Consider the following 23741-nt stretch of genomic DNA (forward strand, 5'->3'; position numbering starts at 1 on the left):
TGGATAGAATGATCTTATATTTAGATCAATAGAGGGACCGCGCCAGGCATGCAGATCAATCTTTCGATGCGCGATATCGATACCACGCTGGTGCTGGGCCGCACGCTCAACTTCCGCCAGGCCGCCGCGCAGTTGCACCTGTCGCAATCGGCTCTGTCCACGCAGATCCAGCGCATCGAAGAGGCGCTGGGCGTGCGCCTGTTCGACCGCACCACGCGCACCGTCCGCCTCACCGCCGCCGGCGAGGTCTTCATGCAGCAGGCTGCTGCGCTGCAAGTGGCCTTCCGCGACGCCATTGCCGCGGTCAGCGGCATCGTCAACGCGGAACAGGGGCAGGTGTCGGTGGCTGCCTTGCCCTCGATCGCGGCCCGCCTGCTGCCGCGGGTGCTCATGACCTATCGCCAGGCCCATCCGCTGGTCGCCCTGAAAGTACGCGATACCTTGTCCGGGCCGGCTTTCGATCTGGTGCGCGCGGGCGAAGTCGACTTCGCCCTGACCGCGGCGGACCCGCAGCATGCGGATCTGCACTACGTGCCGCTGATGTCCGACAGTTTCCTGCTGTTGATCCCCGAAGCCCATCCACTGGCGCGCGCCCGCGGTCCGCTGCGTTGGGCCGATACGGCGGATGCGGCGCACGTGTCCATGGTGCAGCCCAGCAGCGTGCGGCAGTACACGGAATGGGCTTTCCTGCAGAACCGGATACGCTTTACGCCGGCCTTCGAGGCCGAGCATCTGACCACCATCGTCGCCATGGTCGAATGCGGATTCGGCGTTGCCGCGCTGCCCGAAATCGCCGCCGCGGCGGTAGCGCAAAATGGCATCGTCCAGCGTCCGCTGATCGGACCGGTGGCCGAGCGTTCGATCGGGCTGGTCACGGCCCGCAACCGCAGCCTGTCGCCCGCCGCGGCGGCGTTGGTGCAGACCTTGAAGGAGTATCTGGCGCAGCAGGCGCGCCAAGCCGGGCCGGTGGTATTATCCTCAGTACACTAACTAAACTGGAGCTGCCTCAACGTGCCGGATGTACAGAAAAAGACGACGTCCCAGAAGCGCGTCGCAACTCATAAGACAGACACCAAGATCTTCGATCCGGCCAAGCAGGTGCTTTGGTCGCGTCCGGGATATCTGGTGCGGCGCCTGAACCAGATCCACTACGCCATGTTCTACGAGGAGTGCAAGACGCAGAACGTGACGCCGGTGCAGTATGGCGTGCTGACCGCGCTGTCGCTCAGTCCCTGGCTGGACCAGACCGCCATCGGCATGGAGCTGGGGCTGGATCGCACCACCACCGCAGACGTGGTCAAGCGCCTGCAGGAGCGCGGCCTGGTGGAACGGCGCATCAATCCCAACGACAAGCGCTCGCGCCAGGCCGTCATCACCCAGGAAGGCCTGCGCATCATGGGCATCCTGCAGGAAGGCATGGCGCGCGCCCAGCAGCGCCTGCTGGAGCCGCTGTCCACGCGCAATCAGGAAATCTTCATGAAGCTGCTTTCCACCCTGGTGGAAGCCAATAACCAGTACAGCCGCACCACGCTCAAACCCATGTAGGGCCGAGGCCGGCTGCCTGGCTCAGCCTTGCAGCGCGCTGGTCTGCGGCGCGCTGCGGGCGGCTTCGCCGTCGCCCAGCGTGTTGCGCACCCAGATCAGTTCGGCCGCGATCGCCACGGCGATCTCGGCCGGCGTCTTGCTGGCGATGCGCAGGCCCACCGGGCCGTGCAGGCGGGCGATCTGGCTGTCGTCCAGGTCGAACAGCCGCAGCCGCTCGCGGCGCTTCTGCTGGTTGGCGCGCGAACCCAGCGCGCCCACATAGAAGGCCCGCGATTTCAATGCTTCCAGCAAAGCCATGTCGTCGAGCTTGGGATCGTGGGTGACCGCCACGATGGCGGTCCGCTCGTCGGTGCCGATTTCCAGCACGGCGTCGTCGGGCATGCTGGTGAGCAAGGTAGCCTGGGACTGGTTCCAGTCGCCGTAGAACTCCTCGCGGGGGTCGCAGACCGTGACGTGGAAATCCAGCGTGGCGGCGATGTTGGCCAGCACCTGGGCGGTCTGGTTGGCGCCGATGATGAGCAGCCGCCAGCGCGGGCCGTACACGCTGCGGAAGATGCGGCCGTCGAAGTCCGGGCCGTCGGCCGGACCGGCGGGAGACACCGAGCTGCTGCCGTCCTGCAGGTCCACCGTGCGTTGGATCAGGCCATGGCCGCGTATGGATTGCAGCACCAGGTCCAGCCATTGCGTGTCGCGCAGCGGTTCGCTGATCAGGCGCAACGTGCCGCCGCAAGGCAGGCCGAAGCGCGCGGCCTCGTCGCGGGTGACGCCGTAGGTCAGGCGCGCCGGGGCGTCCTCGAGCGTGCCTTCGCGGGCGCGCAGCATCAGGTCGTCTTCGATACAGCCGCCGGAAACCGACCCGACCATGCGGCCGTCCTCGCGCAGCGCCAGCATGGCCCCGGCCTGGCGCGGGGCCGATCCCCAGGTCTGCACCACGGTCACCAGGTGCACGCGGCTGCCCGCGGCTACCCAGTCCCGCGCATGTTGCAATACGTCCAGATCCAGAGCGTTCATCGGCTTCTCACAGTGAAAGGCCGCGGCGCTGCCACGGCTTATATTCACTATACTGATCATCATGGCGACTGTCTCTAGTGTCTATCCCTACCCGATCCCCGCGCGCGTCGGCATCCTGTTGGCTGCGGGGCGGGGCTCGCGCTACGCCGCGCAGCGGCCCGGCGCCGACAAGCTGCTGGCGCCGCTGCCGCAGGGCGCGCGCGTGGCGGCGGCCAGCGCGCGCACGCTGCGCGCGGCGGTGGAGATGGTCGTCGCCGTGGTGCGGCCCGGCAGCGCCGCGTTGGCCGGATTGCTGCGGGCCGAAGACTGCGTGGTGTTGGAGACCGACCGGGCAGAGGAGGGCATGGGCGCCAGTCTGGCCGCGGCGGCGCAGTATTTGCAGGGCCTGCCCGGCACGCCTGCCACGGTGCTGGTCGCGCTGGCCGACATGCCCTGGATCCAGCGCGCCAGCCTGGCGAGCGTGCTGGAGGCGCTGCGCGATGCGCCCATGGCCGCGCCCTCGTACCAGGGGCAGCGCGGCCACCCGGTGGGATTCCGCGGAGACCTGCTGGCGCAACTCGCCGCGCTGAGCGGGGACGAAGGCGCGCGGCGGCTGCTCAAAGGGCCAGGCCTGCAATTGGTCCCCGTCGATGATCCCGGGGTGTTGCGCGATGTCGACACGCCTGCCGACCTGGACGAAGACGGCTGAACGCCGCCTGCGGGCAAGGCCGCCGCGGCGGCCTTTTTTTGCGCTTCGGGATTTCCCTAATTTGTCAGTACGCTGACTATAAAGTCAGTATACTGACGTAAATTCGGAAGCCCTCGCAGGGCTTTTCCCAATGGGAAAGCGGCTGCGCGCGATTCCGGTTGTTCCGATGTAATAGTCAGTGTACTGATAAACAATGCTGACGCGCCGTGGCAGGACAGGGTCCGCGCCATCAAACTGGGAGTAGGGGAATGAGCAAAGTACGCAAGATCGCGTTTGAGGAGCACTACACCGCGGTCGGATTCAAGGACTATTCGAAGAGCTTCGCGCAGCACATCGATCCCGCCGTGCTGGCCGACCTGGCCGCGCGCCTGGTGGATTTCGACGAAGTCCGGCTGGGCGAAATGGACCGCGGCGGCATCGACTATGTCATCCTGTCGCAGACCGGGCCGGGCGTGCAGGCCGAAGCCGACGCCGCCGTCGCGCTGCGCCGCGCCAAGGAGAACAACGATTTCCTGGTCGAGCAGGTGGCCCGCCACCCGACGCGCTACGGCGCCTTCGCCACCGTGCCCATGCACGATCCTCTGGTCGCCGCCGCAGAACTGGAGCGCTGCGTCAAACAGCTGGGCTTCAAGGGCGCGCTGATCAACGGCCACACCAATGGCGTGTACTACGACGGCCGCGCCTATGACCCGTTCTGGGAAAAGGTGCAGGAGCTGGACGTGCCCGTCTACCTGCACCCGTCCGATCCCTACGTCATTCCGCAGGCCTACTCGGGCCACCCCGAGCTGGTGGGGGCATGCTGGGGCTGGGGCGTCGAAACCGCCACCCATGCGCTGCGTTTGCTGTTCGGCGGCGTGTTCGACCGGTTCCCCGCCGTCAAGCTGATCCTGGGCCACATGGGCGAAGGCCTGCCGTTCCTGCGCTGGCGCTTCGACAGCCGCTTCGCGGTCTATTCGCACGGCATCAAGCTGGCGCGCGCGCCTTCCGAATACCTGGGCAGCAACATCCTCATCACCACGTCCGGGGTCTGTTCGCCTCCCACGCTGATGGCCGCCATCGCCGAAATGGGCCGCGAGGCGGTGATGTTCTCGGTCGACTATCCCTACGAATCGACCGCGCTCGCCGTGGAATTCATCGAGCAGACGCCGATGGACGACGCGACCCGCGAACTGATCTGCAACGGCAACGCGCGACGCCTGTTCAAACTCTGAGTCCAGCCCGGGAGACCGACATGAGCAACTTCCTGTACGGCGGCAACGTCCATGCCAACGGCATCCGCCAGCATTACCTGCGCTACGGCGGCGAACGTGGGGCGGGGCGCGATCCGGTCATCATCGTGCCGGGTATCACCAGCCCGGCGGTCACCTGGGGCTTCGTCGGCGAGCGCTTCGGGGCCGCCTTCGACACCTATGTGCTGGACGTGCGCGGTCGCGGCCTGTCCGCAGCCGGCGCGACGCTGGACTACAGCCTGGACGCGCAAGCCGCCGACGTGCTGGCCTTCGCAGAGGCGCTGGGCCTGGCGCGCTACAGCGTAGTCGGCCATTCGATGGGCGGACGCATCGGCGTGCGCGCCGGGCGCGGCAAGCCGGCAGGACTGAGCCGCCTGGTCCTGGTGGACCCGCCGGTGTCTGGTCCCGGCCGCCGGCCGTATCCCGCCAAACTGCCCTGGTACGTCGATTCCATGGCGCAGGCGCGCCACGGCATGGACGCCGAGGCCATGCGCGCGTTCTGCCCGACCTGGACCGAGGAGCAGCGCCAGCTGCGCGCCGAATGGCTGCACACCTGCGACGAGCGCGCCATCATCCAGAGCTTCGAGGCCTTCCAGAGCGACGACATCCATGCCGACCTGCCGCGCCTGGACGTGCCGGTGCTGCTGATCACGGCGGAGCGGGGCGACGTGGTGCTGGACGCCGACGTGGCCGAGATCCAACGGCTGGCGCCCGGCACGCAACACCACCGCGTGCCCGCCGCCGGCCACATGATTCCGTGGGACAACGAGGAAGGCTTCTATGCCGCCTTTGGCGATTTCCTGGGCGCGCCGCTGGCGCGCGGCTGAAGCGCGCGACCGTCAAGCAAGGAGGGCATCATGCCTATAAGCGACTATGAAATGGTGAAGGCCTGGCAGCAGGTGCTGACCCTGTCCAAGCTGCAAGCGGGGCAGACCGTCACGGTGCTGACCAGCGCGGCCACCCATCCGCAAACCCTGGCGACGGCGCTGATCGCGACGCAGGCCATGGGCGCCATCGTGAACCGCCTGGACCTGCCGCCCGTCAATGGCGAGCGGGCGCTGAGCCGGGACTCGCTGGCCTACCTGGGCACCACGCCGCTGACCGGCAACAAGGCCGCCATTGCGGCCTTGAAGGAAAGCGACCTGGTACTGGACCTGATGACGCTGCTGTTCTCTCCGGAACAGCACGAGATCCTGGCGACTGGCACCAAGATCCTGCTGGCGGTGGAGCCGCCGGAAGTGCTGGCGCGGCTGGTGCCGACCGAGGCCGACCGTGCGCGGGTCAAGGCGGCCGCCGCGCGCATCGGCGCGGCGCGCGAGATGAGCGTGGTATCCGAGGCGGGTACGGACCTGCGCTGCCCGCTGGGCGAGTTCCCGGCCATCAGCGAATACGGCTTCGTCGACGAACCCGGGCGCTGGGACCATTGGCCCAGCGGCTTCGTGCTGACCTGGCCGAACGAAGGCGGCGCCAACGGCAAGATCGTGATCGACGTCGGCGACATCCTGCTGCCGCAGAAGCTCTACGTGCGCTCGGCCATCGAGCTGACGGTCGAGAACGGCTACGCCACGCGCATCGACGGCGGCGTGGACGCGGAACTGCTGCGCGAGTACGTGGCCTCGTTCAAGGACCCGGAAGCCTACGCGATTTCGCACATAGGCTGGGGCCTGCAACCGCGCGCGCACTGGACCACGCTGGGGCTGTACGACCGCGAGGCCACCATAGGCATGGACGCGCGCGCCTACGAGGGCAATTTCCTGTTCTCGCTGGGTCCCAACAACGAGGCCGGCGGCAACCGGACCACCACCTGCCACATCGACATCCCCCTGCGCGCCTGCACGGTGCGGTTGGACGGGGAGGACGTGGTGCGCCAGGGCAAGGTGCTGGACGGTGCCGGCCTCCAGGCTTAGCACGCAATCACCGTACTAGGAGTTCCCTACATGAATGACGATATCTCGGCCTACGCGCGCCAGGGTTTCGGCACGGCGATGGCGCCCAAGGCGCCCTATGGCCTGCTGATCGTGGACCTGGTCAACGGCTTTGCCGATCCGGCTGTGTTCGGCGGCGGCAACATCCCCCAGGCCATCGAGCAGACCGTAGGCCTGCTGGCGCATGCGCGCAAGCAGGGCTGGCCGGTGGCGCACAGCCGCATCGTGTTCGCCGACGACGACGCGGACCACAACATCTTCACCTTGAAGGTGCCGGGCATGCTGACCCTGAAGGAAGCGGACCATAACAGCGCCATCGTGCCGCAGCTTGCGCCCGCGGCCGGCGAACTGGTGGTGCGCAAGACGGTGCCTTCGGCGTTCTTCGGCACCAGCCTGGCGGCCTGGCTGTCGCAACGCGGCGTGCAGACGCTGCTGGTGGCGGGCGCGGTCACCAGCGGCTGCGTGCGGGCCAGCGTGGTGGACGCCATGCAGTACGGCTTCCGGCCGCTGGTGGTGTCGGATTGCGTGGGCGACCGCGCCATCGGCCCGCATGATGCCAACCTCTTCGACATGCAGCAGAAGTACGCCACCGTGTTGACGCGGGACGAAGCCATGCGCGCTACGCAGGCCTGAGCTGGCGCCGCAGACCGGCACAAAAAAAGGGTTGCGCCCCGTGGCGCAACCCTTTTTTTGCATTGCTCTTCCGCGTTCTAGACGGGATAGACCAGGTCGTTGGCCAGGATGGTGGTGTCATACACCACCTGCCGTTCCTTCAGCTTGAGCACGCCGTCCTGCCGCGTGTAGCGGTCGTAGTAGGTGCCGGCCAGGTGCAGGGTGGTGGGACCTTCCACCAGCGTCTGCATCAGCATGAATGCCGCCTGGGACTCGATCTCGCCATCCGCGGATTCGCTGATGACGCGGGTGTTGCTGACCAGATGCAGCATGTAGCGCGGGGCGAACATCTGGGTGCGAGAAATGGCCACGGCGCGGTCATGCATCATGGCGCGGCCTTCGGAGTACACCAGGCCGACGGGCAGGCCCAGTTCGGCGTTCTCGCGCGCGGTGACGCGGTACAGGCCGTCCTCGGTGAAGAAGTCTGGCCAGGCCTCGACCTGGCCCGCGTCCAGGGCGGCGCAGTAGTCGGCGTGGAATTCCTCGATCTCCAGTCGCAGCGCGATGGCGCGCGCGGGATCGATCTTGCGGGGGGAGTATTCGAATCGGGTTCTCATGTTTCCTGGTTCCTGCCTCAGAAGCCCATCACGCTGCGGTAATAGCTGTACATGGAGCGGATCGCAGCTTCCGAGATCAGCGTGTTGGAGGTGCCTTGCTTGCCGGACTCCAGCTTCAGCACGTTGACGTCGGTGCTGGCGCGGCGCACGCCTTCCTGCACGAACTTCATGGCTTCGTTGTCTTCCAGGCCGAGGAAGCCCGCCGGCCCCATCAGGTTGCCCTGGCGCAGGCGGTGGCGCTCCATCTCGGGCGTGTCGTCCTCGTAGCCGAACATGGTCCATTGCATGATCATGCTGTCGGGCCCGTTGGGCACGATCTGGCGCACGCCCAGCGTGTTCATTTCACGTTGCACGATCAGGTTGGGCCAGACGGTCTGCATGGTGACCGACCAGGGCGAGTCGAATTCCTTGACGAACTCCAGGAAGCGGTCGTCCTGCAGGTGCAGGCCGTCGTGGAAGGAGCGCATTTCCTTCTTGTTCTCTTCGCTGACGTTGGCGTACTTGTCCTCGCTCTTGGCTGAAGCCATGGTGCCATGGCGGCCATGCACCGGATCGACCAGCATGGCGGACTTGTTGCCCGCCACCAGCAGCCCGAACACCACCAGGAACGAATGCAGCAGGGTTGCGTGGTACGGATCCTTCAGGTTCTCGTGATACATCTTCCAGTTGCACGGCAGCTCGTTGCGGTAGTAGCCGTGGATCTTGAGCTTCTTGCCCGGGAAGACGGTGTCGAAATCGGCCAGGATTTCGGGTGTCAGGTATTCCTCGATGGGTTCGACCTCATCGCTGTAGGACGCGAAGATGACGCCGTTGCGCGTGGTGACGCGCAGCTTGCGCAGGCCGTGGTCTTCGTTCTTGAAGTCCTTGGGCATGCCGCCCTCGCGGTTCACGCCGCGCTTGAAGGGGATGCCCTGCAGATTGCCCTTCAGGTCGTAGGACCACTGGTGGTAGGGGCAGACGAATTCCTTGGCGTTGCCCTGGCTGTGGCGGCAGAACTCCGCGCCGCGGTGGGCGCAGCGGTTCTCGAACACATTGACCGAGCCGTCTTCGGCGCGCGACACCACCACCGGGGTCGGCCCCACGTAGGACCGCTTGTAGTCGCCCGGGTTCGGCAGCTCGGCTTCCAGGGCCACGTAGTTCCAGGTCTTGCCGTGGAAGATCTTTTCCACTTCCTGGTCGTAGACGGCGCGGCTGGTGTAGACCCAGTCGGGGATGTAGTGCAGCGCGTCTTCCGGCCAGACACAGTCGGCCAGGGCGGTGTCCTTGGACGCCATCGTAAGGCCGATGACGGTTTGCGATTGATACATGAAAAGCTCCTGTCGATGCGGGGGCGGTAATGGTGGGGTCAGGACGCGGCGGCGTTCTGCTGGCAGGCTTTCACCAGCGGCTTGAGCGCCACGGTCTCGTCGGCATAGCGCTCGGGATCGATGGCGATGCCTTGTTCGAACAGCACGCGCAGCTGGCGCAGGTCGCCGCCGGCGTTGATGGCGATGGCATGCACCGGCACGCCGTCGCGGTGGCCAAGCCAGATGAACTTGGGCGCCTCGGCCTGCGCCTGGGGCACGCCGCGGCAGGCATAGACCAGGTCCGGCTGGGGCAGGCCCAACATCTGTACGTTGCAGCCATACTGGTCCGTCCAGAACCACGGATAGGGCTCGGCCGGCGCGGGCTGGTCCAGCATGCCGGCCGCGGCCGCGCGCGCCTGTTCGTTGGCGTTCTGCCAGGATTCCAGCCGCAGCGCCATGTTCAGGTGACGCCGGTGCTGGCTGGCGCAATCGCCGGCCGCATATATATTTGGGTCGCTGCTGCGGCAGGCGGCGTCCACCGCGATGCCGCCATTGGCGGGATCCAGCGCCAGACCGGCTTGTGCGGCCAGCGATACGTCGGGCACCAGGCCGATGGCCACCACCACGACGTCGGCCTCGATAGAGGAAGCGTCTTGCAGTTCTATATTGAAGCGCGCCTGATGCCGCACAGCGGCATCAGCATGGGGCTGCCAGTCGGTGCGCGCGATGCGCGCGTCCAGGCGCAGGTCCACGCCGGCGTGGCGGGCGCGTTCGGCCAGCCAATCCGACAGGGCCGCGGGCAGCACGCGTTCCAGCAAGCGGGGCGCGCTTTCCAGCACGGTGACTGCGGCGCCCAGGACGCGCGCAGTGGACGCCACCTCCAGGCCCAGGAAGCCGCCGCCGATGACGGCCACGCGCGACTGCGGCGCGAGGGCGGCGCGCAGCGCCGCGGCATCGTCCAGCGTCCTGATGTAATGCACGCCCGGCGTGCCGCGCGGCAGGCTGGGCAGTTCACGCGCCCGCCCGCCGGTGGCGAGCAGGCAGCGGCTATAGGGGAGGCTGCGGCCGTCGGCCAGTTCGACCAGACGGTTGGCAGCGTCTATCCGCAAGGCCTGCATGCCGGTCAGCAGGGTGACGCCTTGCTGCGCATAGAAGTCTTGGGGGTGCACAGCGGTCTGGCCATGCGCGCCGGGGCTTTGCAGCACGTCCTTGGACAGGGGCGGGCGCTCATAGGGCGCGTGCGCTTCCTGGCCGATCAGCGTGATGGGGCCGGCATGGCCCAGGCCGCGCAGCGTGGCCGCCGCCACCGCGCCGGTCTGGCCGGCGCCGATGATGAGGATCGGATCTGCGTCAGCCATGGTCAGCCTTGCAGGTTGGCATAGATGTCCTGGCCTTCGACCTTGACCGGATAGATGCGGATGCCAGTGGTGGCGGGTGCGCACATGGCCTGGCCGGTGCGGATGTCGAATTTGGCCTGGTGGAGCGGGCATTCGATGCAGCCGTCTTCCAGATAGCCGTCGGACAGCAGCGCGTAGGCGTGGGTACAGACATTGTCGGAGGCGTGGAACTCGCCTTCGATGCGATACAGCGCAAGCTGCTTTTCGCCGGCGGCGACGGGGATCACCTCGTCGTCTTCGGTCAGTTGGTCGGTAGAGGCAATGCGGATCCAGTTCATATCAACTCGCTCGTCAGTATGCTGAGTAATTGTCGTCAGTGTACTGCCTAAAAAAACAAGTCAGGAGCTAGGGATTTCCCCGACAGGCGGCGGGTCGAAGGGCGGCGGCGCGGGCCTATTATGCACGGCGTTCGCGGTGCGCAATCGCGACCGTCCGCTATATGTAAGGAGTACCCGCAAATAGCCCTCGGACCCGTGAAAAAAAACCGCCGGAATGAGTGGAAACCCAGGCGTTTCGCGGGCGTCGGCAGTGGGGATTTACCTTGTTGACACTCAAAATTACTGTCAGTATGCTGATCAACAATTCAGTGTGCTAACGTTTTTTTCGGATGTACGCGAGTGGCGTTGGCATGAGTTGAGGCGGGTCCAAGGGGACTCAATCGAACCAGATCGGGAGCAATGAATGCAACGACGCCGTTTCCTCGCACAAGCCGCCGGCGCAGCCGGCGCGGGCCTCGCCACCGTGGGCATGCCCGCCGTCGCGCAATCCGCGCCGTCGGTGCGCTGGCGCATGTCCACCAGCTGGCCCAAGAGCCTGGACACTATCTACGGCTCGGCCGAAGAACTCTGCAAGCGCGTGGCGCAGCTGACCGACGGCAAGTTCGAGATCCGCGCCTTTCCCGGCGGCGAACTGGTGCCCGCGGCGCAGAACATGGACGCGGTCAGCAATGGCACGGTGGAATGCAACCACGTGCTGAGCACGGCCTACATCGGCAAGAACACCGCCCTGACCTTCGACACCGGCCTGTCCTTCGGCCTGAGCGCGCGCCAGCACAACGCCTGGATCGCCTACGGCGGCGGCTTGAAGATGCTGCGCGCGCTCTATAAGAAGTACAACATCGTCAATCACGTCTGTGGCAACGTGGGCGTGCAGATGGGCGGCTGGTACCGCAAGGAAATCAAGTCGGTCGCCGACCTGAAGGGCCTGAACATGCGTATCGGCGGCATCGGCGGCATGGTGCTGTCCAAGCTGGGCGCGGTGCCGCAGCAGATCCCGCCGGGCGACATCTATCCCGCGCTGGAAAAGGGCACCATCGACGCGGCCGAATGGATCGGCCCCTACGACGACGAGAAGCTGGGCTTCAACAAGGTGGCGCCGTACTACTACTCGCCGGGCTGGTTCGAAGGCAGCGCCTCGATCACCAGCATGGTGCACGACAAGGCATGGGAAGCCCTGCCGCCGGCCTACCAGGCAGCGTTCGAGGCGGCGGCCGGCGAGCAGACCATGCGCATGCTGGCCAACTACGATGCGCGCAATCCGCTGGCGCTGCGCAAGCTGATCGCCGGCGGCGCCAAGGTCAGTTTCTTTCCCAAGGAAGTGATGGACGCGGCGTACAACGCCTCGCAGGAACTGTGGGCCGAACTCTCGGCCAAGAACCCGGACTTCGCCGCCATCTTCCCCGATTGGAAGAAATTCCAGGCCGAGCAGGCGGCTTGGTTCCGTGTGGCTGAAAGCCCGCTGGACAACTACACCTTCGCCGCCGTGGCGAAGGCCCAGGCCAAGTAACCAGTGTCCTGCCCCGCAGATACGCCCGCACGAAATCCCCCCATGAACGTCAGGGCGTCGTTGCAAATCCTCGCGATACCTTCGGGTATCGCTGCGGTTTGCGCCTAGCCCCGACGCTCGTGGAGGAATTTCGCCAGGCGGACGCATCTACGGGACAGGACACTAACAGGAGATAAAGGGTAGTCATGACGACAGCAAACGCCGATACGCACGGCCGGCCAGGCAAGCCGCAGGGAGTGGGCGCGCGGGTGCCGCGCAAGGAGGACGCGCGCCATCTGCACGGCAAGGGCAATTTCGTGGCCGACATGGCCATGCCCGGTCTCTGCGAGGTGGCCTTCCTGCGCAGTCCGCTGGCGCATGCGCGCATCGCTTCGGTGCGCGTGGCCGAGCAGATCGCGGACAAGGCGTTTGTGCGTCAGGCCATGGCCGATGCGCGCGACATCGTGGCGGATTCCACCTTGCCCAGCTACCAGGTGTCGGCCCAGCCGCCGCTGGCCTCGGGCAAGGTGCGCTTCGTGGGCGAGCCCGTGGCCATGGTGTTCGCGCCGACCCGCGCCGAAGCCGAGGACTACGCCGAGATGATCGAGGTCGACTACGACGACCTGCCGGTGTATGCGGACGTCGTCAGCGCCCAGGCGGCCCAGGGCGATTTCGTGCACGAGCAGTGGCGCGACAACGTCTTCGTCACCCTCAATGTCGACAAGCAGTTCGATGAGCTGGCAGCGCAGGCGGACGTGGTCGTGCGCCGCAAGATCGACCTGTCGCGGCAATGCATGGTGCCGATGGAAGGCAAGGCGGTGCTGGCCTACTGGGACCACCAGGCCGACCAGCTGGTGGTGGTCAGCGCGACCCAGGTGCCTCATATGATCCGCAGCGTGCTGGCCCAGTGCCTGGACCTGGAGCAGGGCCGGGTGCGGGTGGTGTCGCCGGACGTGGGCGGCGCCTTCGGCTACAAGTGCGTGCTGCAGCAGGAAGAGCTGTGCGTGGCCTGGCTGGCCAAGACCTTCAAGAAGCCGTTCCGCTTCATCGAAGACCGCCGCGAACACCTGACCGCGGGCGCCAATTCGCGCGAGCACCATTATGAAATGGTGGCCTACGCGGATCGCCGCGGCAAGCTGCTGGCGTTGGACGCCAAGATCACCATCGACGGCGGGGCCTATTCGGTCTGGCCGTTCACCATCGGCCTGGAACCGGGCCAGGCCATCGGCAACCTGCCGGGACCGTATGCATTCAAGGGCTATCGCTGCGTGACGCGGGCGGTGGCCACCAACAAGCCGGGCTTCGTGCCGTATCGCGGCGTGGCGCGCACGGGCGTGTGCTTCGCCATGGAATTGACGATGGACGCGATCGCCCGCGAGGTCGGACGCGAGCCTTGGGAAATCCGCCAGGAAAACCTGGTGCAGGGCGAGCAGATGCCCTACGTCAACGTCACCGGCAAGCACCTGGACAGCGGCGATTATCCCGCCAGCCTGCAACAGGCCATGGACATGATAGGGGTGGACGCGATCCGCGAACGCCAGCGCCAGGGCGAGGCCGACGGCCGCCTCATTGGCGTGGGGCTGGCGACGTACACCGAACAGGCCGCGCACGGCACCTCGGTGTTCGCGGCCTGGGGCACGCCCGTGATACCGGGCTTTGACCAAGCCACCGCGCGGGTCACGCCGGACGGCGGGCTGGAACTGCGGGTCGGCGTGCATTCGCACGGGCAGGGCATGGAGACCACCTTCGCCCAGATCGCCAATGAAATCCTGGGCGTGGACGTGGCCAGCATCAAGCTGCTGCATGGCGACACCGGTCAGACGCCGTTCTCCACCGGCACCTACGCCTCGCGTTCGCTGGTGATGTCCGGCGGCGCCGTGTCGCAGGCCTGCAAACGCCTGCTGCCGCGGCTCACGCATATCGGCGCGCATCTGCTGCAGGCCGATCCCGCCAGTGTGACCTGGAACGGCGACCGGCTGGAAGCCGGCGGCAAGTCGGTGTCGGTCAAGGACGTGGCCGACGCCTGGTACTTGCGGCCGCAATTGTTGCCGCCCGACGTGGACGCCGCTGGCCTGGAAGTCACCGTGGGCTACAAGCCCAAGGTCGACACCGGCTGTTTCACCTATGCGACCCATGCGGCGGTGGTGGCGGTGGACCCGGGCACGGGCGGCGTGGAAATTCTGGATTATGTGGTGGTGGAGGACTGCGGGACCATGATCAATCCCATGGTGGTCGAAGGCCAGACCATAGGCGGCGTGGCCCAGGGCATAGGCACCGCGTTCTACGAGGAAACACCTTACGACGACAACGGCCAGCCGCTGGCCTCGACCCTGGCGGACTACATGCTGCCAGGCGCCACCGAGGTTCCGAACATGCGCCTGCACCACTTCGAGACGCCGTCGCCGCATACGGAGTTCGGCGCCAAGGGCATGGGCGAGGGCGGCGCCATCGCGCCGCCGGCGGTGCTGTTCAACGCGGTCAACGACGCGCTGCGGCCATTGGGCGCAGTCGAACTGCTGCGCACGCCGCTGTCTCCAACCCGGGTGTTGGCCGCCATCGCTCAGGGCAGCCGCAAGACCGCAACCGTCGCCACGGAGGTGACGGCATGAAGGCCGCTGCATTCGAATACTCCCGCCCGGACACCCTGCAGGACGCCTTGCGGGCGCTGCGTGGACACGAGGGCCGCGCCAAGCTCATGGCCGGCGGCCAATCGCTGGGCCCTATGTTGAACCTGCGCCTGGCGCGTCCGCCCGTCGTCATCGACATCTCCGGCCTGTCCGAACTGCGCACGGTTTCGCGCCAGAACGGCAAGCTGCGCGTCGGCGCGGCCGTGACCCATGCCGAGATCGAGGACGGCGTGCACGAACTGCTGCGCGGCACGCCCATGCAGCAGGTGGCGCCGGGCATCGCCTATCGCGCCATCCGCAACCGCGGCACGCTGGGCGGCAGCCTGGCGCATGCCGATCCGGCGGCCGACTGGGTGCTGACCGTGGTCGGCCTGGGCGCGACGCTGGAGATCGCGGGGCCGGACGGCGTGCGCATGCTGCCGGCGGAAGACTACATGCAGGGCGCCTATACCACCGGGCTGCGCGAAGACGAGCTGATCGCCGCCGTGCACATCCCGGAAGCCGGGCCGCAGGCGCGCTGGGGCTACTACAAGTTCTGCCGCAAGACCGGCGAGTTCGCCGAGGCCAGCTGCGCCGCGTGGTTCGATCCGTCCTCGAAGACGGCGCGCATCGCGGTGGGGGCCCTGGACGGCGCGCCCAGATTGCTGCCCCAACTGGCCGCGCGCATCGCGCAGCAGGGGCTGGCGGGCCTGGATGAAGCGCTGCTGGCCAGCGAGCTGGCCGGGGTCATGCAGGACAAGGATGAACACCATCGCAAGCTGCACGGGACCGCGGTGACGCGCTGCCTGGCGCAGGCCTTGGGTTGACAGGAATGAGCATGGTTCAGGTGACATTGGAAGTAAACGGCAAGCGCGTATCGCACGAGGCGCCCGCGCGCATGCATCTGGGGGATTTCCTGCGGGATCAGGCACGCCTGACCGGCACCCATCTTGGCTGCGAGCACGGGGTCTGCGGCGCCTGCACGGTGCTGGTGGATGGCGCGCCGGTGCGCTCCTGTATCTCGTTCGCGGTGGCCTGCGAAGGCCGGCAGGTGACCACCATCGAAGGCTATGACGCCGATCCGGTGATGCAGCGGCTGCGCGCCGCCTTTACCAAACACCACGCCCTGCAATGCGGCTATTGCACCCCGGGCATGCTGGCGACCTCGCGCGATATCGTGCTGCGCCTGCCGGATGCGGACGAAGGCCGGGTGCGTGTGGAGCTGTCCGGCAATCTGTGCCGCTGCACCGGATACATGGGCATCGTCGCCGCCGTCATGTCGGTGCTGGCCGAACTCAGGGAACAGCCCGACCCCGCGGTAGAGGCGCTGCGCGCCGCTCAGGCGCAGGGCCGGGGCGCCGCGCCAGCAGCGGAAAAGCCGGTGGCGTTCGCGGGGTTCACGCCAGCGGCGGCCAGCCAGCCGGCCGCAAGCGCCGCTGCGGCGCCGGCTCCGGCTGCCGCCCCGGCCGGTAAGAAGGAAGGCAAGAAAGAGGGCCGTGGCAGCCAGATCGACGGCGGCTTCAAGGTGCCTTTCCCGGCTGCGGACGTCTGGGCCTTCATGGTGGACCTGCCAGCCCTGGCCAGCTGCCTGCCGGGCGCCTCGATCGAGGAACACGAAGGCGACCGGGTCAAGGGCAAGATCGCGATCAAGTTCGGCCCCATGTCCGCCGCCTTCAATGGCGCGGCGCGCCTGGAACGCGACGACGCGGCCATGCAGGCGGTGTTCCGCGGCGCGGGGCAGGACTCGCTCAGCCAGTCGCGCGCCAACGGCGACATCACGTATCGCCTGGAGGCGCTGTCGGCCAACGAGACGCAGGTCCACGTGAACCTGTTGTATTCGCTGCAAGGTCCGCTGGCGCAGTTTTCGCGTTCGGGCCTGGTGCAGGACTTCGTGCGCCGCATGATCGCGGACTTCGGCAACAACGTCACGGCCAGACTGCGCCGACCCGCTGCCGCGGGTGAGGCGCCGGTCCAGGCCAGCTTCAATCCCACGGCCATGTTCTTCAGCGTGCTGTGGGCGCGCATCAAGCGGTGGTTCGGCCGCGGCGGCTGAACACGCGGGGTACCAGCGGCCGCGGGGCGCGGCCGCGCTGTGTCGGCACATAACGGGGAAAATCATGCTCGCGGTATTCGCAAGAAACTGGCGCAACGCGTTGTTGGGCCTGGCTGCTGTCGCGCTCAGCGCGCCCGCCTGGTCCCAGGCTTTGGAGCCTTTGAAGGTGCGGCTGGACTGGACGCCCTGGGGCGTGCACGGCGCATTCCATCTGGCGCAGCAGAAGGGCTGGTACAAGCAGGCCGGCCTGGACGTGACGCTGGAGGACGGCAATGGATCCGTGACGACGGTGCAGATCGTTGGCGCCGGCGACAGCTTCGATCTGGGGCATGCCGCCCTGGCCTCGGCCATGATCGCCCGCGAGAAAGGCATGCCGGTCAAGGCCGTGGCTGTGTTCGCCAGGCAGAGCGACATCGGGCTGCTGGTGCCGTCCGATGCCGGCATCACCGGCCCGGCGCAGCTCAAGGGCAAGAAGGTCGCCTATACGGCGGGCTCCTTGGAAGCGCCGTTCATCGATGCCTTCCTGGCCGCGGGCAAGCTCAAGAAGAGCGACCTGGAACTGATCAACGTGGACGCCGCCAGCAAGGCGTCGACCTATGCCGTGGGGCGGGCCGACGCGGCATTCTCCACCATTCCGTTCTTCCTGCCCGTGGTGTCGCAGAATCGCCCGTCCAGCGCGGTGCGCTTCGCCGATTTCGGCCTGAACATGCCCAGTTTCGGCCTGTTCGCCAATGAGTCCAAGCTGGCGCAGCGGCGCGACGCCATCGCGCGCTTTGCGAGCGTCAGCGCGCGGGCCTGGGAGTACATCTACGCCGGTCACCAGGACGAGGCGGTCGCCGCCATCCTGGCGCAGCGGCCGCAGGCCCGGTTGGACAAGAAGGTGCTGCGCGGGCAGATCGACGCCTTGCAGCCGTATTTCGGCCAGCCGGCGGCGGGCGCGCGGCTGGGCGCCATCGTGCCGCAGGACTGGACGCAGGCCGTCGCCACCTTGTCGACGGTCGGGCTGATCAGCGCCGGCGCGCAGCCCGCCACGTTCTATGCGCCCGACCTGGTGCATCCGGAACGCTACGACAGCCTGGTGCAACCATGACGCAGTGGGCCGTGTCCGCAACGGACGTGCGCAAGCGCTACCCCGGCGCGGCGGGGGTGGAAGCGCTGGCGTCGGTGTCGGTCGATGTGCCGCGCGGCCGCTTCGTCAGCATCCTGGGACCCAGCGGCTGCGGCAAGAGCACCTTTCTGCGTTGCGTGGCCGGGCTGGAGACCGTTTCCAGCGGCGAGCTGCGGGTGGAGGGCGTGCCCGTGCAGGGACCGCCGGACGGCATGGGCATGGTGTTCCAGCGCGACGCGCTGCTGGAGTGGCGCAACGTGCGCCGCAACATCCTGCTGCCGGTGGAGTTTGCGCACAAGCCGGTGGCCGCCTATGCCGACAAGGTGCGCGCGCTGCTGGCCCTGACCGGGCTGGAAAAGTTTGCCGAAAGCTATCCGCGCGAACTGTCCGGCGGCATGCGGCAGCGCGCCGCCATCTGCCGGGCGCTGGTGGACGATCCGAAGCTGCTGCTCATGGACGAACCGTTCGGCGCGCTGGACGCGCTGACGCGCGACCAGATGAACGTCGAGCTGCAGCGGATCTGGATGGAAACGCGCAACACGGTGTTGTTCGTGACGCACGGCATCGCCGAGGCGGTATTCCTGGGCGACGTGGTGATGGTGTTCTCGCCGCGCCCGGGCCGGATCCTCGAAACCATAGAAATCGACCTGCCGCGGCCCCGGCCGCTGGCGTTGCGCGAGACGCCGCAATTCGGCGAATACGTGCGGCACATCCGCGGCATGTTCCAGAGCATGGGCCTGATAGATGAGGGCGCGCGCGCCGCGTCCGGACTGGAGTCCGTCCAATGAGCGCGCTCTTGAAAGGGGCGGGCCGGCGCATGGCCGGGCTGGTGTCGGTGCTGGTCTTCCTGCTGCTGTGGGAAGCCGCCGCGCGGATTTTCCATGTGCGCGCCATCATGCTGCCGCTGCCCGGCCAGGTGGCGCTGGAGCTGGCCGCGGAATGGAGCTGGTATGCCGGCCACGCTGCCTACACACTGATGACCACGCTGGCGGGCTTTGCGCTGGCAGTGGTGGCCGGGGTGGCGATTGCCGTCATGCTGGTGGGGTCGCGCTGGTTCGAACGCTTCATCTATCCCCTGATCGTGGCGCTGAACAGCGTGCCCAAGGTCGCCATCGCGCCGCTGTTCGTGATCTGGATGGGCACGGGCGCGGAACCCAAGATCGCCATCGCCTTCCTGATCGCCGTGTTCGCGATGATCGTGGACACCGTCCATGGCCTGCGCTCGGTGCCGCAGGACGTGCTGGACCTGGGGCGCGTGCTGAAGGGTTCGCGGCGCGATTTCTTCTTCAAGGTGCGGCTGCCCAGCGCGTTGCCTTCGATCCTGGCGGGCATGAAGGTCTCGATTTCGCTGGCGCTGGTGGGCGCCATCGTGGGCGAGTTCGTGTCCTCGCAGCGCGGTTTGGGCTACGTGATCATGAGTGCCCAGGGCACCTTCGACACGGTGCGGGTGTTCGCCGCGATCTTCGTGCTGGCCCTGATGGGCATGCTGCTGTTTGCCTTGCTGGTGTGGCTGGAACGGCGCCTGACGCCCTGGCTGCGGCACCACCGCGAAGACGATTGACAGGTTCTAGCCCGGGGCACCACGGGCTGAATGTGGGGCAGGTGCGTGATTAGAAACGATTCTGGGGAAAACAGATGCAAGCACTACTCGCCTTGTCGCGTGGCATAGACGCGATCAATCTACGCATGGGCCGGGCCGTGTCCTGGGTCACGCTGCTGGTTGTGCTGGTCAGCGCCGGCAACGCCATCATGCGCAAGATATTCCACGACAGCTCCAACGCCTGGCTGGAGCTGCAGTGGTACATGTTCGGCGCCATGTTCCTGCTGACCGCAGGCTACACCCTGCTGAAAAACGACCACGTCAGGGTGGACATCATTGCGTCGCGGCTGTCGCGCCGCGCGCAGATCGGGATCGAGATCTTCGGCGTGCTGTTCTTCCTGATGCCGGCCTGCCTGCTGATCATGTACCTGTCCTGGCCGGTGTTCATGGATTCGTACCTCAGCAACGAATATTCCTCCAATTCGGGCGGACTGATCCGCTGGCCGGTGAAGCTGCTGATTCCGGTGGGCTTCGCGCTGCTGGTGCTGGCCGGGCTGTCGCATCTGATCAAGTGCGTGGGCTTCCTGATGGGACGTTGCCGCGACCCGCGCGAACGCGAGGGAGCCAAGAGCGCGGAAGAAGAACTGGCCGAGGAAATCGCCCGCGAAGCGCAGGCGCGCGAGGCGGCCGCGCAGAACGAACTGAACAACAAGGGTCGCTGATCATGGAGTTTCTCATTGCCAATCTGGCGCCGATCATGTTCGCGACGCTGATCATCTTTCTACTGTTGGGCTTTCCAGTGGCGTTCGCGCTGGCGGCCAACGGCATCCTGTTCGGCCTGGTCGGCATGGAGCTGGGCCTGCTCAACTCCTCGCTGTTCCAGGCGCTGCCGCAGCGCGTGTTCGGCATCATTTCCAACGACACGCTGCTGGCGGTGCCGTTCTTCACGCTGATGGGCCTGGTACTGGAGCGATCCGGCATGGCCGAGGACCTGTTGGAGACCATAGGCCAGCTGTTCGGCTCGATCCGCGGCGGCCTGGCCATCGCGGTGGTGTTCGTGGGCGCGATGCTGGCCGCGACCACGGGCGTGGTGTCGGCGTCGGTCATTTCCATGGGCTTGATATCGCTGCCGATCATGTTGCGCAACGGCTATGACCGCAAGCTGGCCAGCGGCGTGATCGCCGCGTCCGGCACCTTGTCGCAGATCATTCCGCCTTCGCTCGTGCTCATCATCCTGGCGGACCAGCTTGGACGTTCCATTGGCGACATCTACCGCGCCGCCATGGTGCCGGGCTTCATCCTGGCCGGCCTGTACATCGTCTACATTGTCATCATGAGCCTGCTGAAGCCGGATTCGGCGCCCGCGCTGCCAGAAGAGGCACGCCGCTTCCAGGAGCCGAACGGCGGCCGCGGCGGACGGTCGCTGCTGGTGCTGATGACGATTTCCGCCGTGTCCGCTTACTTCCTGGGCCTCTGGGTCGAGAACAACACGGCGCCGATGGACGAGCGCATCGTGGTGGCGCTGCTGTTCTGGGGCGCGACCGCCTTCGTCATCGCGCTGGTGAACAAGGCGCTGGGCCTGGGCCTGCTGTCGGCCCTGGCCGAGCGCGTGACCTTCGTGATGATCCCGCCGCTGGCGCTGATCTTCCTGGTGCTGGGCACTATCTTCATCGGCGTGGCCACGCCGACCGAAGGCGGCGCCATGGGCGCGGTGGGCGCCATCCTGATGGCGGTGGCGCGCCGCCGCCTGTCGCTGGACCTGCTCAAGCAGGCGATGGATACGACTACCAAGCTGTCTTGCTTCGTCGTGTTCATCCTGGTGGGTTCCACCGTGTTCGGCCTGACCTTCCGCGCCGTCAACGGCGACCTGTGGGTCGAGCATCTGCTGACCGGCTTGCCGGGCGGACAGTGGGGCTTCCTGATCGTGGTCAGCATCCTGACCTTCGTGCTGGCATTCTTCCTGGACTTCTTCGAACTGGCGTTCATCATCGTGCCGCTGCTGGGGCCGGTGGCCGACAAGCTGGGTATCGACCTGATCTGGTTCGGCGTGATCCTGGCCGTCAACATGCAGACCTCGTTCATGCATCCGCCGTTCGGCTTTGCGCTGTTCTATCTGCGGTCGGTAGCGCCACGGGACCGCTACAAGGACAGGGTCACGGGCAAGATGATCGAGCCGGTCACCACCGGGCAGATCTATTGGGGTTCGGTGCCGTTCATCGTGATCCAGCTGCTGATGGTGGCCGCGGTGATGGCGTTCCCGGGGATGGTGATGCACTACAAGGGCACGGACGCGGTGGTCGACCCGAGTTCGGTCTCGCTGGAGGTCGGAGGCAGCGGCTACGGGGGCAGCGCCTACGGCGCGGATGCCAATCCGTTCAAGTGATGCGGCAGGGGCGTCCAGGGGACGCCCCTTGATCTTTAGGGCTTGACCGCGTGTGTGGCGAGGAACGTCGGCAGGAAGCGGTCGATCAGGAAGCGCGGCTGGGGCTGTTCATCTTCATAAAACCCCTTCAGCAGGAATCCGGCTTCCAGCTGGCCGCCGATCTGTTCGTCCAGGCTGTGCCCGAACACCAGCGCGTCGCCCCGGCCCTGCTTTTCCGCCAGTTCCGATGCGCTCAGGTCGCGCAGGTCCGAGTAGGGCAGCCGGAAGCGCGGCCGGATCAGGCCCTGCTCGGCCAGTTCCGGCGCGCGGTCGCCGACGAACACGACCGGGTTGTAGAAGCTGCTGAGCAGCCTGCCGCCATGCTTCAGCACCCTGAAGCACTCCCGCCAAACAGGCCGCACGTCGGGCACGTACAGGTTGGAGATCGGATGCACGATGCAGTCGAAGGACGCGTCGCCGAACGCCGAGAGATCCCGCATGTCTCCCTGCACGGTTGCGAGCGCCAGGCTGTCGCGGCGCGCGACCATGTCGTCCTGGGCCAGTTGCAGCGGAGAAGCGTCGAACACGGTCACGTCCGCGCCGGCCGCGGCCAGCACGGGCGCCTGTTGGCCGCCGGCGGAGGCCAGGCACAGGATGCGCGGAACCGGATACATCGCCGGCAGCCAATCCGCGGGCAGGGCGCGCGGCGTGATGTGCACCTGCCAGTCTCCGCGGCGCGCGGCGTCGATCGTTTCGGGGCCGACCGGTTGCGACCAGGCGCATTGCTGCGCGGCCTGGCGGTCCCAGGCGGCGCGGTTGTGTTCATAGATATCGATGGTGTCAGTCGCAGGCATTGCGTTTTCCTTCTGTCAAAAAGGGGAAAACTGCCGATGGACACGCGATCCGCGAGCCTGTGCCTGAAGGGAGCAGGACGCGGCGCGCCGATAGGGGCCAGGTCCTGCAAGACATCAGAATCGAACAAGCAATGCGGCTCGCGCGCCAGGCAGCGAGGGGGGCAAGATGCGTGGGCATCCCGGCATTTACTTGTTCACTCTGAGTGCTCCGGTGGAAGGAGAGAAGGTTGCAAGCTTAACCGGGACGGCGCGGTGGGACAAACGGCCGCCCGCCGCCGGTTCATCGCGCGGCCGTCGCGCAGCTATGCGCCGCGCGGCGCCGTGATCACATGCGCCTGGATCTTTCCTGCGATGGGCCCCGCGCCATAGCGCGCACGCAGCGCATCGGTCGCGGCATGGACCGCCTGCCCCAGCATGTCCGCGCCGCGGGCCTCGATCTCGTTGCGCAGCGGCGTGCCCTGGCAATAGGCGATTGCAGCCGTCTGCGGCGTGTCGGCGCGGCTTTCGAATGCAATGGTTTCCAGCGTCTGGCGGCCGGTGAATCCGGCGCGGGCCAGGTCGGCTCTGATGACGGCCGCGTCGTAATAACCATGCGGAATCCGGCTCATGAACCTGGGAGGATCACCGGGGAACAGCCGCGCCAGGGCCTGTTCCACCGTATCGGCAAACGCGTTGTCCTCGATGCGGTCCCAGACGTTGAACAGGAAGGCGCCGCCCGGCCGCAAGACCCGACGCGCTTCGGCGTAGGCCGCAGCCTTGTCCGGCAGGAACATGTAGCCGAACTGGCACACCACGGCATCGAAGGCCTGATCCTCAAAAGGCAGTTGCAGGGCGTCGGCCTGGCGCCAGGTGATGGCGCGGCTTGCGCCCAGCGTCTGGGCTTGTTCCAGCATGGCCGGGTTCAGATCGGTGGCGACGATGGCCGCGCCGGCGGGCAACTGCTCCGCGAGTTGGCGCGTCACTACGCCTGTGCCTGCGGCGATCTCCAGCACGGCCGCAGGATGCAGCGCCGCCGTTCGCGCGGCGATGTCTGCGGCATAGGGCTGGAAGACGAGAGGAACCATGTACCGCTGGTAGAACTGCGGGATGGATCCGGAGAAAACACGATCACTAGGAGCAGTGTTCATGATGTTCGACTCCAAAG

Annotated in this window: 23 protein-coding genes; 16 read left to right on the plus strand and 7 right to left on the minus strand. The window is 66.8% G+C overall.

All coding sequences use genetic code 11. From position 1 onward, the window contains the following. The first annotated feature begins 48 nt into the window (after positions 1–48). Positions 49–990, plus strand: coding sequence for a LysR family transcriptional regulator (locus HV793_RS30315; RefSeq protein WP_175163839.1), 942 nt, complete (start codon positions 49–51; stop codon positions 988–990). A gap of 87 nt (positions 991–1077) precedes the next feature. Next, positions 1078–1545: a MarR family winged helix-turn-helix transcriptional regulator gene (locus tag HV793_RS30320; protein ID WP_370127811.1), complete on the plus strand. Its 468-nt coding sequence runs from the start codon at positions 1078–1080 to the stop codon at positions 1543–1545. A 21-nt stretch (positions 1546–1566) separates the two neighbouring features. Here HV793_RS30320 and HV793_RS30325 read toward each other — a convergent pair whose 3' ends face one another. Next, complete coding sequence (locus HV793_RS30325) at positions 1567–2556, minus strand: XdhC family protein (protein ID WP_175163841.1); 990 nt, start codon at positions 2554–2556, stop codon at positions 1567–1569. Positions 2557–2617: 61 nt separating this feature from the next. Here HV793_RS30325 and HV793_RS30330 point away from each other — a divergent pair, with 61 nt between their 5' ends. The 5 genes from HV793_RS30330 to HV793_RS30350 all read left to right on the plus strand — a co-directional run bounded on the left by HV793_RS30330 (position 2618) and on the right by HV793_RS30350 (position 7031). After that, positions 2618–3244: a nucleotidyltransferase family protein gene (locus HV793_RS30330; protein ID WP_175182204.1), complete on the plus strand. Its 627-nt coding sequence runs from the start codon at positions 2618–2620 to the stop codon at positions 3242–3244. A 248-nt stretch (positions 3245–3492) separates the two neighbouring features. Continuing rightward, the gene (locus HV793_RS30335; protein WP_059378445.1) at positions 3493–4455 is read left to right on the plus strand and encodes an amidohydrolase family protein; all 963 of its coding nucleotides are present in this window, start codon (positions 3493–3495) and stop codon (positions 4453–4455) included. Positions 4456–4475: 20 nt separating this feature from the next. Next, on the plus strand, positions 4476–5300 hold the full coding sequence (locus tag HV793_RS30340) for an alpha/beta fold hydrolase (protein WP_054459033.1): 825 nt from the start codon (positions 4476–4478) through the stop codon (positions 5298–5300). 30 nt (positions 5301–5330) lie between these two features. Further along, positions 5331–6380 (plus strand): 2,5-dihydroxypyridine 5,6-dioxygenase NicX family protein, encoded by a 1050-nt coding sequence (locus HV793_RS30345; RefSeq protein WP_054459034.1) that lies wholly within the window; start codon positions 5331–5333, stop codon positions 6378–6380. Positions 6381–6410: 30 nt separating this feature from the next. Beyond that, positions 6411–7031 (plus strand): N-carbamoylsarcosine amidohydrolase, encoded by a 621-nt coding sequence (locus HV793_RS30350; RefSeq protein ID WP_119451813.1) that lies wholly within the window; start codon positions 6411–6413, stop codon positions 7029–7031. A gap of 77 nt (positions 7032–7108) precedes the next feature. Here HV793_RS30350 and HV793_RS30355 read toward each other — a convergent pair whose 3' ends face one another. The 4 genes from HV793_RS30355 to HV793_RS30370 are packed head-to-tail and all read right to left on the minus strand — an operon-like array spanning position 7109 to position 10588. Next, positions 7109–7627, minus strand: a complete 519-nt coding sequence (locus HV793_RS30355) for an aromatic-ring-hydroxylating dioxygenase subunit beta (protein ID WP_054459037.1) — start codon at positions 7625–7627, stop codon at positions 7109–7111. Positions 7628–7644: 17 nt separating this feature from the next. Beyond that, positions 7645–8934, minus strand: a complete 1290-nt coding sequence (locus HV793_RS30360; RefSeq protein ID WP_119451812.1) for an aromatic ring-hydroxylating dioxygenase subunit alpha — start codon at positions 8932–8934, stop codon at positions 7645–7647. A gap of 38 nt (positions 8935–8972) precedes the next feature. After that, entirely contained in the window at positions 8973–10271 is a 1299-nt protein-coding gene (locus HV793_RS30365; RefSeq protein ID WP_175214433.1) for an NAD(P)/FAD-dependent oxidoreductase, read from the minus strand. Positions 10272–10273: 2 nt separating this feature from the next. Beyond that, positions 10274–10588 carry a non-heme iron oxygenase ferredoxin subunit gene (locus HV793_RS30370; RefSeq protein ID WP_054459045.1) on the minus strand — a complete coding sequence of 105 codons (315 nt, stop codon included), beginning with the start codon at positions 10586–10588 and terminating at the stop codon, positions 10274–10276. Positions 10589–10991: 403 nt separating this feature from the next. Here HV793_RS30370 and HV793_RS30375 point away from each other — a divergent pair, with 403 nt between their 5' ends. The 9 genes from HV793_RS30375 (at position 10992) to HV793_RS30415 (ending at position 21764) form a co-directional block, all read left to right on the plus strand. Next, complete coding sequence (locus HV793_RS30375) at positions 10992–12095, plus strand: TRAP transporter substrate-binding protein (RefSeq protein ID WP_054459047.1); 1104 nt, start codon at positions 10992–10994, stop codon at positions 12093–12095. A gap of 185 nt (positions 12096–12280) precedes the next feature. Then, positions 12281–14683: a xanthine dehydrogenase family protein molybdopterin-binding subunit gene (locus HV793_RS30380; protein ID WP_175163642.1), complete on the plus strand. Its 2403-nt coding sequence runs from the start codon at positions 12281–12283 to the stop codon at positions 14681–14683. Further along, the gene (locus tag HV793_RS30385) at positions 14680–15507 is read left to right on the plus strand and encodes an FAD binding domain-containing protein (protein ID WP_119451809.1); all 828 of its coding nucleotides are present in this window, start codon (positions 14680–14682) and stop codon (positions 15505–15507) included. The genes HV793_RS30380 and HV793_RS30385 overlap by 4 nt, the downstream gene beginning before the upstream one ends. A 5-nt stretch (positions 15508–15512) precedes the next feature. Next, positions 15513–16733: a xanthine dehydrogenase family Fe-S subunit gene (locus HV793_RS30390; protein ID WP_054459058.1), complete on the plus strand. Its 1221-nt coding sequence runs from the start codon at positions 15513–15515 to the stop codon at positions 16731–16733. Positions 16734–16797: 64 nt separating this feature from the next. Beyond that, on the plus strand, positions 16798–17823 hold the full coding sequence (locus HV793_RS30395; protein ID WP_054459060.1) for an ABC transporter substrate-binding protein: 1026 nt from the start codon (positions 16798–16800) through the stop codon (positions 17821–17823). Further along, the gene (locus HV793_RS30400) at positions 17820–18629 is read left to right on the plus strand and encodes an ABC transporter ATP-binding protein (RefSeq protein ID WP_054459062.1); all 810 of its coding nucleotides are present in this window, start codon (positions 17820–17822) and stop codon (positions 18627–18629) included. The genes HV793_RS30395 and HV793_RS30400 overlap by 4 nt, the downstream gene beginning before the upstream one ends. After that, positions 18626–19402 carry an ABC transporter permease gene (locus HV793_RS30405; RefSeq protein WP_054459065.1) on the plus strand — a complete coding sequence of 259 codons (777 nt, stop codon included), beginning with the start codon at positions 18626–18628 and terminating at the stop codon, positions 19400–19402. The genes HV793_RS30400 and HV793_RS30405 overlap by 4 nt, the downstream gene beginning before the upstream one ends. Before the next feature lie 74 nt (positions 19403–19476). After that, on the plus strand, positions 19477–20103 hold the full coding sequence (locus tag HV793_RS30410) for a TRAP transporter small permease subunit (RefSeq protein WP_054459069.1): 627 nt from the start codon (positions 19477–19479) through the stop codon (positions 20101–20103). Between the two features lie 2 nt (positions 20104–20105). Then, positions 20106–21764 carry a TRAP transporter large permease gene (locus HV793_RS30415; protein ID WP_175214434.1) on the plus strand — a complete coding sequence of 553 codons (1659 nt, stop codon included), beginning with the start codon at positions 20106–20108 and terminating at the stop codon, positions 21762–21764. Between the two features lie 35 nt (positions 21765–21799). Here HV793_RS30415 and HV793_RS30420 read toward each other — a convergent pair whose 3' ends face one another. Both HV793_RS30420 and HV793_RS30425 read right to left on the minus strand, forming a co-directional pair. Beyond that, complete coding sequence (locus HV793_RS30420) at positions 21800–22597, minus strand: class I SAM-dependent methyltransferase (RefSeq protein ID WP_175214435.1); 798 nt, start codon at positions 22595–22597, stop codon at positions 21800–21802. Positions 22598–22899: 302 nt separating this feature from the next. After that, on the minus strand, positions 22900–23724 hold the full coding sequence (locus HV793_RS30425) for a class I SAM-dependent methyltransferase (RefSeq protein WP_119451805.1): 825 nt from the start codon (positions 23722–23724) through the stop codon (positions 22900–22902). Positions 23725–23741 lie beyond the last annotated feature (17 nt).

The sequence above is a fragment of the Achromobacter aegrifaciens genome, from assembly GCF_902859965.1.
In the GTDB taxonomy this organism is placed as follows: domain Bacteria; phylum Pseudomonadota; class Gammaproteobacteria; order Burkholderiales; family Burkholderiaceae_B; genus Achromobacter; species Achromobacter aegrifaciens.

Bases quoted from the DNA above. Each gene is read 5' to 3' on its own strand.
- HV793_RS30315 (WP_175163839.1), top strand. From the start codon at position 49: ATGCAGATCAATCTTTCGATGCGCGATATCGATACCACGCTGGTGCTG.
- HV793_RS30325 (WP_175163841.1), bottom strand. From the start codon at position 2,556: ATGAACGCTCTGGATCTGGACGTATTGCAACATGCGCGGGACTGGGTA.
- HV793_RS30330 (WP_175182204.1), top strand. From the start codon at position 2,618: ATGGCGACTGTCTCTAGTGTCTATCCCTACCCGATCCCCGCGCGCGTC.
- HV793_RS30335 (WP_059378445.1), top strand. From the start codon at position 3,493: ATGAGCAAAGTACGCAAGATCGCGTTTGAGGAGCACTACACCGCGGTC.
- HV793_RS30340 (WP_054459033.1), top strand. From the start codon at position 4,476: ATGAGCAACTTCCTGTACGGCGGCAACGTCCATGCCAACGGCATCCGC.
- HV793_RS30345 (WP_054459034.1), top strand. From the start codon at position 5,331: ATGCCTATAAGCGACTATGAAATGGTGAAGGCCTGGCAGCAGGTGCTG.
- HV793_RS30350 (WP_119451813.1), top strand. From the start codon at position 6,411: ATGAATGACGATATCTCGGCCTACGCGCGCCAGGGTTTCGGCACGGCG.
- HV793_RS30355 (WP_054459037.1), bottom strand. From the start codon at position 7,627: ATGAGAACCCGATTCGAATACTCCCCCCGCAAGATCGATCCCGCGCGC.
- HV793_RS30360 (WP_119451812.1), bottom strand. From the start codon at position 8,934: ATGTATCAATCGCAAACCGTCATCGGCCTTACGATGGCGTCCAAGGAC.
- HV793_RS30365 (WP_175214433.1), bottom strand. From the start codon at position 10,271: ATGGCTGACGCAGATCCGATCCTCATCATCGGCGCCGGCCAGACCGGC.
- HV793_RS30370 (WP_054459045.1), bottom strand. From the start codon at position 10,588: ATGAACTGGATCCGCATTGCCTCTACCGACCAACTGACCGAAGACGAC.
- HV793_RS30375 (WP_054459047.1), top strand. From the start codon at position 10,992: ATGCAACGACGCCGTTTCCTCGCACAAGCCGCCGGCGCAGCCGGCGCG.
- HV793_RS30380 (WP_175163642.1), top strand. From the start codon at position 12,281: ATGACGACAGCAAACGCCGATACGCACGGCCGGCCAGGCAAGCCGCAG.
- HV793_RS30385 (WP_119451809.1), top strand. From the start codon at position 14,680: ATGAAGGCCGCTGCATTCGAATACTCCCGCCCGGACACCCTGCAGGAC.
- HV793_RS30390 (WP_054459058.1), top strand. From the start codon at position 15,513: ATGAGCATGGTTCAGGTGACATTGGAAGTAAACGGCAAGCGCGTATCG.
- HV793_RS30395 (WP_054459060.1), top strand. From the start codon at position 16,798: ATGCTCGCGGTATTCGCAAGAAACTGGCGCAACGCGTTGTTGGGCCTG.
- HV793_RS30400 (WP_054459062.1), top strand. From the start codon at position 17,820: ATGACGCAGTGGGCCGTGTCCGCAACGGACGTGCGCAAGCGCTACCCC.
- HV793_RS30405 (WP_054459065.1), top strand. From the start codon at position 18,626: ATGAGCGCGCTCTTGAAAGGGGCGGGCCGGCGCATGGCCGGGCTGGTG.
- HV793_RS30410 (WP_054459069.1), top strand. From the start codon at position 19,477: ATGCAAGCACTACTCGCCTTGTCGCGTGGCATAGACGCGATCAATCTA.
- HV793_RS30415 (WP_175214434.1), top strand. From the start codon at position 20,106: ATGGAGTTTCTCATTGCCAATCTGGCGCCGATCATGTTCGCGACGCTG.
- HV793_RS30420 (WP_175214435.1), bottom strand. From the start codon at position 22,597: ATGCCTGCGACTGACACCATCGATATCTATGAACACAACCGCGCCGCC.
- HV793_RS30425 (WP_119451805.1), bottom strand. From the start codon at position 23,724: ATGAACACTGCTCCTAGTGATCGTGTTTTCTCCGGATCCATCCCGCAG.